At 72.0% G+C, this 6,786-nt stretch carries 7 protein-coding genes; all 7 read right to left on the bottom strand.

From position 1 onward, the window contains the following. Nucleotides 1-61: 61 nt before the first annotated feature. Entirely contained in the window at nucleotides 62-898 is an 837-nt protein-coding gene (locus tag AB0L40_RS08955; RefSeq protein ID WP_364352354.1) for a c-type cytochrome, read from the bottom strand. Then, nucleotides 895-1,698, bottom strand: a complete 804-nt coding sequence (locus tag AB0L40_RS08950) for a cytochrome b N-terminal domain-containing protein (RefSeq protein ID WP_364352351.1) — start codon at nucleotides 1,696-1,698, stop codon at nucleotides 895-897. The genes AB0L40_RS08955 and AB0L40_RS08950 overlap by 4 nt, the downstream gene beginning before the upstream one ends. A gap of 5 nt (nucleotides 1,699-1,703) precedes the next feature. After that, nucleotides 1,704-2,378, bottom strand: coding sequence for a Rieske (2Fe-2S) protein (locus tag AB0L40_RS08945; protein ID WP_364352348.1), 675 nt, complete (start codon nucleotides 2,376-2,378; stop codon nucleotides 1,704-1,706). Nucleotides 2,379-2,479: 101 nt separating this feature from the next. Next, nucleotides 2,480-3,100, bottom strand: a complete 621-nt coding sequence (locus AB0L40_RS08940; RefSeq protein ID WP_364352345.1) for a hypothetical protein — start codon at nucleotides 3,098-3,100, stop codon at nucleotides 2,480-2,482. Beyond that, nucleotides 3,097-4,380: a glutamate-1-semialdehyde 2,1-aminomutase gene (gene hemL / locus AB0L40_RS08935; RefSeq protein WP_364352342.1), complete on the bottom strand. Its 1,284-nt coding sequence runs from the start codon at nucleotides 4,378-4,380 to the stop codon at nucleotides 3,097-3,099. Before hemL ends, AB0L40_RS08940 begins: the two co-directional genes overlap by 4 nt. 5 nt (nucleotides 4,381-4,385) lie before the next feature. Then, nucleotides 4,386-5,477 (bottom strand): AsnC family transcriptional regulator, encoded by a 1,092-nt coding sequence (locus tag AB0L40_RS08930; protein WP_364352339.1) that lies wholly within the window; start codon nucleotides 5,475-5,477, stop codon nucleotides 4,386-4,388. A gap of 297 nt (nucleotides 5,478-5,774) precedes the next feature. Then, nucleotides 5,775-6,752, bottom strand: coding sequence for a porphobilinogen synthase (gene hemB, locus AB0L40_RS08925; protein WP_364352336.1), 978 nt, complete (start codon nucleotides 6,750-6,752; stop codon nucleotides 5,775-5,777). Nucleotides 6,753-6,786: the final 34 nt, after the last annotated feature.

Raw genomic sequence — 6,786 nt, 5'->3', positions numbered from 1 at the left:
TCTCCCGTCGGCGACCTCCGTGCGGTGGCGCGCCGCGCGGCGCGCCACCGGCATCCGTCGGCTAGGGCTGCGAGCCCGACCGCGACGGCTCGACACCCGACGGCGAGTCGCCACCGGATTCGTTCCGGAGCTCCTCGACCGTCTCGTGGCTCTCGTCGGCGTCGCTCTTCAGCGAGGCCAGGAAGAACGCCATCTTGTCGATCTTGTCCGCGCCGAGGTCCGCGAAGGACGGCATCGGGCGGGTCGGGTTGATCAGCGTCTCGCGGATCGCGCCCGCCTTCAGGCGGTCTCCGATCTCCGTGAGGGGCGGCCCCGGGCCGTCGTTGCCGTTCTCGCCGATCTTGTGGCAACCACCACACGAGCTCTGGGCCACGAGCTTGCGCCCCTGGTCCCACTTGGTGAGCGTCGCGCCGCCGGCCTCGCGGATCGCCTTGGGCGGACCGAGCTCGATCTGCGACGGCGCGCCGGCCTCGGCACCGAGGTACGAGAGGAAGAACATCGCGCCGATGATGAAGATGCCGGTCGTCGTCGCGATCGGCCGGCGCAGCGGGTGGCGCTCCGGGTTGCGGTCGTAGAACGGCAGCAGGATCAGGAGCAGGATCGCGATCGTCGGAATCCCGACCGTCGCGACGCCCACGAGGTAGGGCGGCTTGACCACGCGCAGCAGCTCGAAGGCCCAGAAGTAGTACCACTCCGGCCGTGGCGCGTAGGTGGTCGTCGTCGCGTCGGCCTTCGACGTCAGCTCGCCACCCAGCAGCAGCGAGAGCAGCATGATGACGCCGATGACGACGATCATCATCACGCCGTCCTTGACGATGATGTAGGGGAAGAACGGCTTCCCCTGCGACTTCAGGACGGCGTATTCGCGGAGGTACTCCTCCTTCTCGCGCTGGTTCATTCCTCGTGCTCCTTCAGGCCGGCGCTGACCTTGTCAGCCCGGACCCACGGGGGGGCGGTGGTTCCCAGCTTGATCACCAGGTACAGGTGGGCCCCGATCAGCGCGATCAGCGCGCCGGGGATGATCATCATGTGGATCAGGTAGAAGCGCGACAGCGTCAGCGTCGTCACGTCCGGTCCGCCCAGGGCGAGGTCGGGCGTGAACGGCCCGACGATCGGGGCGTTGCCGGCGATGTTCATCGCCACGACCGACGCCCAGTAGGCGCGCTGGTCGAACGGGAGCAGGTAGCCGGTGACCGACATCAGCATCGTCAGGACCAGCAGCACGACACCGATGACCCAGTTCAGCTCACGCGGGTACTTGTACGCGCCGAAGAAGAACGTCCTGGCCATGTGCAGGAAGATCAGCACCACCATCACGGTGGAGCCCCAGCGGTGCATGCCGTGCACGAACTCGCCGAGGAAGACCTCGTTGTTGATGTACTTCATCGACTCGTACGCGCGGGTGGCGGACGGCTCGTAGTACATCCCGAGCACGACGCCCGTGATGACCTGGTTGATGAAGGCCACCATCGTGGCCGTGCCCAGGGTGTAGAACCAGTTCGTCCCCTTGGGGATCGGCCGGAACATGACCCAGCGCATCGTGCCCGAGAGGGACGTGCGCTCGTCGACCCAGTCGACGGCGTGGATGCCGGCGTCGCGGGCGGCGCCGATCGGGCTCGACTTGACGGCCGCGTCGCTGGGCCGCGTCGCGGGCTTCAGACCGGAGGGCAAGGAGGGGAAGAGCTTCAACTTCGCCATGAGGATCAGGTGCCCGGGAGCTTGCGCTGGGTCGGGCGCGACGGGAACAGGTACTGCCCGATGCCGTCGAGCGGCTGACCGGGCGGGCGCGGGGAGAAGCGCTTGATCTGCGAGTTCACGGAGAAGCGCTTGCCGACCTGCACGCGGCCGTCGTCACCGATGCGCGTGTAGAAGCGGTCCAGCGGGCGGACCGGCGGACCGGCGGCGACCTCACCGCGGAAGTCGTAGACGCCGCCGTGGCACGGGCAGACGAAGTTCTTCGCGGCCTGCACGTAGCGGGCCGGGCAGCCCATGTGCATGCAGCGGGACGAGATCGCGATGACCTTGTTCCACTGGTCCGCGGGCTCCTTGTCGACCGCGTCGTTGCGCTGGCGGAGGTAGACCGTCGACTTGCCGACCTGGCCGGTCTTGGGGTCGAGGGTGATGACCCGCGGCACGTACGTGTCGTTCGGGATCTCGTCCAGCGGGCCCATGTCGTGCCAGCCGGTATCCACCTCCACGAACGGTTGCCCGAGCGCGAATCCGGCTGCTGAGAGGGCGACGCCACCGATGGCGACACCGGCAGTGGCGTTCGCCGCGAACACCATGAGGCGGCGACGCGTGACGGTCTCCCCCTCGAAGGCGCCGGGGATTCCGCGGTCGAGGGTGTACTTGCTCTGCGCTGGGCGTCGATCGGACACGTGTGAGGCTCCTGCGTCGTCCCACGAGGGAAGCGTGAGGACCGCCGGATCGTACCTGCCCGGGGCCTCGCTTGATCCGCGCTTGGAGTCCGCTCGGCGTGCTAGGGGGTGTAGGACCCGTCGTCAGGGGCCGTCGCGGCCGCGCGAAGGGCGGAGGAATCAGGGACCTGGCCGTCGCGGACGTCGCGCAAGAGCGCGGCCGCGGGGGAGCCCGCGCCCCGTCCCAGAGCGGCCGCGGCGGCCGCCCAGAGGTCGGCGGTGCGCGCGGCGGCCTCCTCGGGGGCACCCGTCCCGGTCGCCGGCGAGCCCACGCGGGCCGGCCCGATCGCCCACGCCGGGACCGCGTGCAAGCGCGCGACCAGGGCGACGATGTCGGCGAGCGTCGCGACGTCGTCGGTCCACCCGCCCTCGGCGAGGCGCTCCAGCCCGAGGGCGTAGAGGCGGTCGCCGGCGAGCAGCGCGAGGTCCCGGTCGTCGGTCGCGACGACGCGCGCGAGCTCGGGGGCGTGGTGGAGGAGCTCGGCCTCGCGGGTCGCCTCGGCGGCGAGCGCGAGGGCCGGACCGACGACCGACGACCGTGGTCCGGCCTCGACCGCGGTCGCGATCGTCCGGTCGGCGTCGGGGGCGGGGTCGCGGACGACGGCGGCGAGGAGCCCGCCCTCGTCGCGCAGGGCGGCGGCGAGCGCGCTCAGCGCGGGGGCCACGGCCTCGGTCTCGGTCACCACGCGCCCTCGAACGCCGCGGCAGCCGCCTCGACGGTCTGGGCGACGTGCTCGGGCTCGTGGGCCAGCGACACGAACATCGCCTCGAACTGCGACGGCGGGGCGTAGATCCCGCGGGCGAGCAGGCCGCGGCACCAGCGGGCGTAGGCCTCGGTGTCGCAGGCCTTGGCCTCGTCGTAGTTCGTCACGGGCGTGGCGCTGAAGAACACCGTCACGAGGCCGGTGACGCTGACGACCTGGACGGGCCGGTCGCCGGCCGCCTCGCGCAGGCCGGCGGCGAGCGCCTCGGTCGTCGCGTGGAGCCGCTGGTACGCGGCGTCGTCGAGCATCCGCAGGCTGGCGAGCCCGGCGGCCACGGCCAGCGGGTTGCCCGAGAGCGTGCCCGCCTGGTAGACGTCGCCCAGCGGGGCGAGGCGCTCCATCAGCTCGCGCGAGCCGCCGAACGCCGCGGCGGGCAGGCCGCCGCCGACGATCTTGCCCATGACCGTGAGGTCGGGCGTGACGTCCTCGCGCTCCTGGGCGCCGCCCGGGCCGACGCGGAAGCCGCTGATGACCTCGTCGAAGATCAGGAGCGCGCCGTGCTCCTCGGTGACGGCGCGCAGGAAGGGCAGGAAGCCGTCGGCCGGCGGGACGAGGCCCATGTTGCCGGGGTAGGGCTCGCAGACCAGGGCGGCGACGTCGTGCTCCTCGAGCGCGGCCCGGACGGCGGCCTCGTCGTTCCAGGGGACGACGATCGTCGCCGCGGTCGCGGAGGCCAGGACGCCCGCGGACGCCGGGATGCCCTGCGTCGCGAGGCCGGACCCGGCGTCGGCCAGCAGCCCGTCCACGTGGCCGTGGTAGTGGCCGGCGAACTTCACGATCACGTCGCGGCCGGTCGCCGCACGCGCGAGGCGGATCGAGCTCATCGAGGCCTCGGTGCCGGACGAGGTCATCCGCAGCATCTCGACCGACGGGACGCGCCGGGCGATCTCCTCGGCGATCTCGACCTCGGCGGTCGTGGGCGCGCCGAACGTCGTGCCCGCCGCCGCCGCGTGGTGGATCGCGGCGAGGATGTCGGGGTGCGCGTGCCCGTGGATCAGCGGGCCCCACGAGCAGACCCAGTCCACGAAGCGGTTGCCGTCGACGTCGAGCAGGTCGACGCCGCGGGCGCGCTCGACGAAGAGCGGGTCGCGGCCGATCGACCGCATCGCGCGGACCGGCGAGTTGACCCCGCCGGGGAGGACGCGGCGGGCGCGGGCGAAGAGCTCGGCCGACTTGGCGTCGGTGAGGGAGATCGGCACGGCGGTCAGACCCCGGCGTTCACGCGCTCCCAGTCCTTGAACTGCTCGGTGAAGTACATGAGCCGGATCTTCTTGAACTCGGTCGAGCTGTAGAGCGTCGAGCGGTCCTCGATCCCGGGGACCTCGTTGGCGATCGCGTCGAGGATCGCGTCGCACTCCTCCTTGGAGCGCCCGTGGGCCATCGTGAAGACCTGGTACTTCCAGTCCGCGTACGTCGGCCGCTGATAGCAGTGGCTGATACCGCGGTAGGCGGCCATCCGGATGCCGATCTCCTCGATCCGGTCCGGGTCGACCTGCCACACGCCCATCCCGTTGGCGGAGAAGCCCGCGCGACGGTGGAAGAGGATCGCGGCAACGCGGCGCAGGAGCTTGCGCTCCGTCATGCCCTCGAGGTGCTCCAGCAGGCTCTGCACCGAGATGCCCAGCTCCGCCGCGGCGGGCGCGAACGGCTCCTGGACGATCGGCAGCGAGCCCTGGGTGGCGCGGACGACCTTCTTGTCGAACTCGTCGTAGGGCTGGCGCTCCGTCTCGGCCGGCGCGACGGCCACGCCGGCGGTGGCGAGGTCCTTCGTGTCGCCCGCCATGTCGAGATCCATGCGGATCTTGAACAGCTGCAGCGTCGGCAGCTGCCGGATCGACTCCGCGCCCGTCAGCTCCTGCAGCACGTCGAGCGTGCCCTGCAGGCCGAGCTTGGAGTCCTCCTCGACCGCGAGCGTGAACCACATGTTGAAGTCGTGGTTGCGCAGGTAGTTGTGCGACACGCCGGGGTGGTCGTTGATGACCTTCGCCGGACGCCACGGGTTCTCGGGGTCGACCTTCGCCGCCACCAGCATCGACCCGTACCCGAACGCGCGGGTGTCGTAGATCGGGGTGACCTGGCGGATGATCCGCTCCTTCTCCAGCCGCTGCGTGCGCTGGAGGACCTCGTCCTCGGAGATGCCGACCCGGGTCGCGATCTCCGCGTACGGACGCGGGACCAGCGGGAACGCACCCTGCAGGGTGTTCATCAGCGACTTGTCGGTCGCGTCCAAGGGAACGGCGGATCCGTCCTTGCGGCTGCGGATCTTCGGGACAGCCGTCTTGTCACTGGTGGCCATGCGGGCTCCTCAGGTCGATCGTCCCATGGTAGACGGGCGCGGCCCGGGCCAGGGCAACGGTCGGGTCGCGATCGGCGCGCCCGACGGCGACGGCACCCGGGCCGAACGTCCTGCGCCGCCGGACCGGGCCCCGCAGACCGACCGCCGGCGACATGGCGCGCGACGCGCCAGGGCACCGACCGGCGCGCCCGACGGCGACGTCTGCCGGGTACAAGGCCGTGCCCCGCCCGGACCGCGTGGGGAGACCGTCAGCGATGGCGCAGAGGCAGCCTCGTCCTGGTCGGCGTCGCCGGAGCGTCAGCCCTGCAGGGCGCGGGCCACGTCGACCGCGAAGTAGGTCGCGATCGAGCTCGCGCCGGCGCGGCGGATCGCGAGGAGCGACTCCATCGAGACCAGGGCCTCGTCGACGTAGCCCGCCGCGGCGCCGGCCTTGATCATCGAGTACTCGCCGCTCACCTGGTAGGCGGCGACCGGCACGTCGACGGCCTCCTTCGTCCGGCGGACGAGGTCGAGCGCGGGGCCGGCGGGCTTGACCATGATCATGTCGGCGCCCTCCTCGACGTCCTGCCGTGCCTCGCGGATCGCCTCGTCGCCGTTGGCCGGATCCATCTGGTAGCTGCGGCGGTCGCCGAACGCCGGCGTCGAGCCCGCGGCCTCGCGGAACGGGCCGTAGTAGGACGACGCGAGCTTGCCGGAGTGGGCGACGATCACCGTGTCCTGGTGGCCCGCGGCGTCGAGCGCGTCGCGGACCGCGCCGATCCGCCCGTCCATCATGTCCGAGGGGTAGACGACCTCGGATCCGGCGGCCGCCTGCGAGACCGCGGCACGGGCGAGCAGCTCGAGGCTCGCGTCGTTCTGCACGTTCCCGTGCGCGTCGAGCAGCCCGCAGTGCCCGTGGTCCGTGTACTCGCAGAGGCACAGGTCGGTGCCGACCGTGATCCCGTCGACGCCGTCGCGGATCGCCCGGCTGGCGAGCTGCACGACCTGGCCGTCGTCCCACGCGCCGCTGCCCTCGGCGTCCTTGTGCAGCGGGATCCCGAAGAGCATCACGCCGCCGACGCCGGCCGCCGCGGCGTCGCGGGCGGCGTCGACGGCGCCCTGCACGGTGTGCCGGACGACGCCCGGCATCGCGCCGATCGGCACCGGCCCGTCCTGGCCCTCGCCGATGAACAGCGGCAGGACGAGCTGCTCGGGACGGAGCGTCGTCTCGCGCACCATCGCGCGCAGCGCGGGCGTGCGACGCAGGCGACGGGGCCGGGAGCGCGGGAAGGCCATGGGTCCATCGTAGGACGGCGGGGTCCCCGGGCCG

It is taken from the genome of Patulibacter sp. NPDC049589 (genome assembly GCF_040675535.1).
Lineage (GTDB): Bacteria > Actinomycetota > Thermoleophilia > Solirubrobacterales > Solirubrobacteraceae > Patulibacter.
The sequence above is the reverse complement of the archived record's forward strand: the minus strand, read 5'-3'. Positions and strand labels throughout refer to the sequence as shown.

Excerpts from the sequence above, each read along its gene's own strand:
- AB0L40_RS08955 (WP_364352354.1), bottom strand. The coding sequence starts at position 898 with ATGAACCAGCGCGAGAAGGAGGAGTACCTCCGCGAATACGCCGTCCTG.
- AB0L40_RS08950 (WP_364352351.1), bottom strand. The coding sequence starts at position 1,698 with ATGGCGAAGTTGAAGCTCTTCCCCTCCTTGCCCTCCGGTCTGAAGCCC.
- AB0L40_RS08930 (WP_364352339.1), bottom strand. The coding sequence starts at position 5,477 with ATGGCCACCAGTGACAAGACGGCTGTCCCGAAGATCCGCAGCCGCAAG.
- hemB (WP_364352336.1), bottom strand. The coding sequence starts at position 6,752 with ATGGCCTTCCCGCGCTCCCGGCCCCGTCGCCTGCGTCGCACGCCCGCG.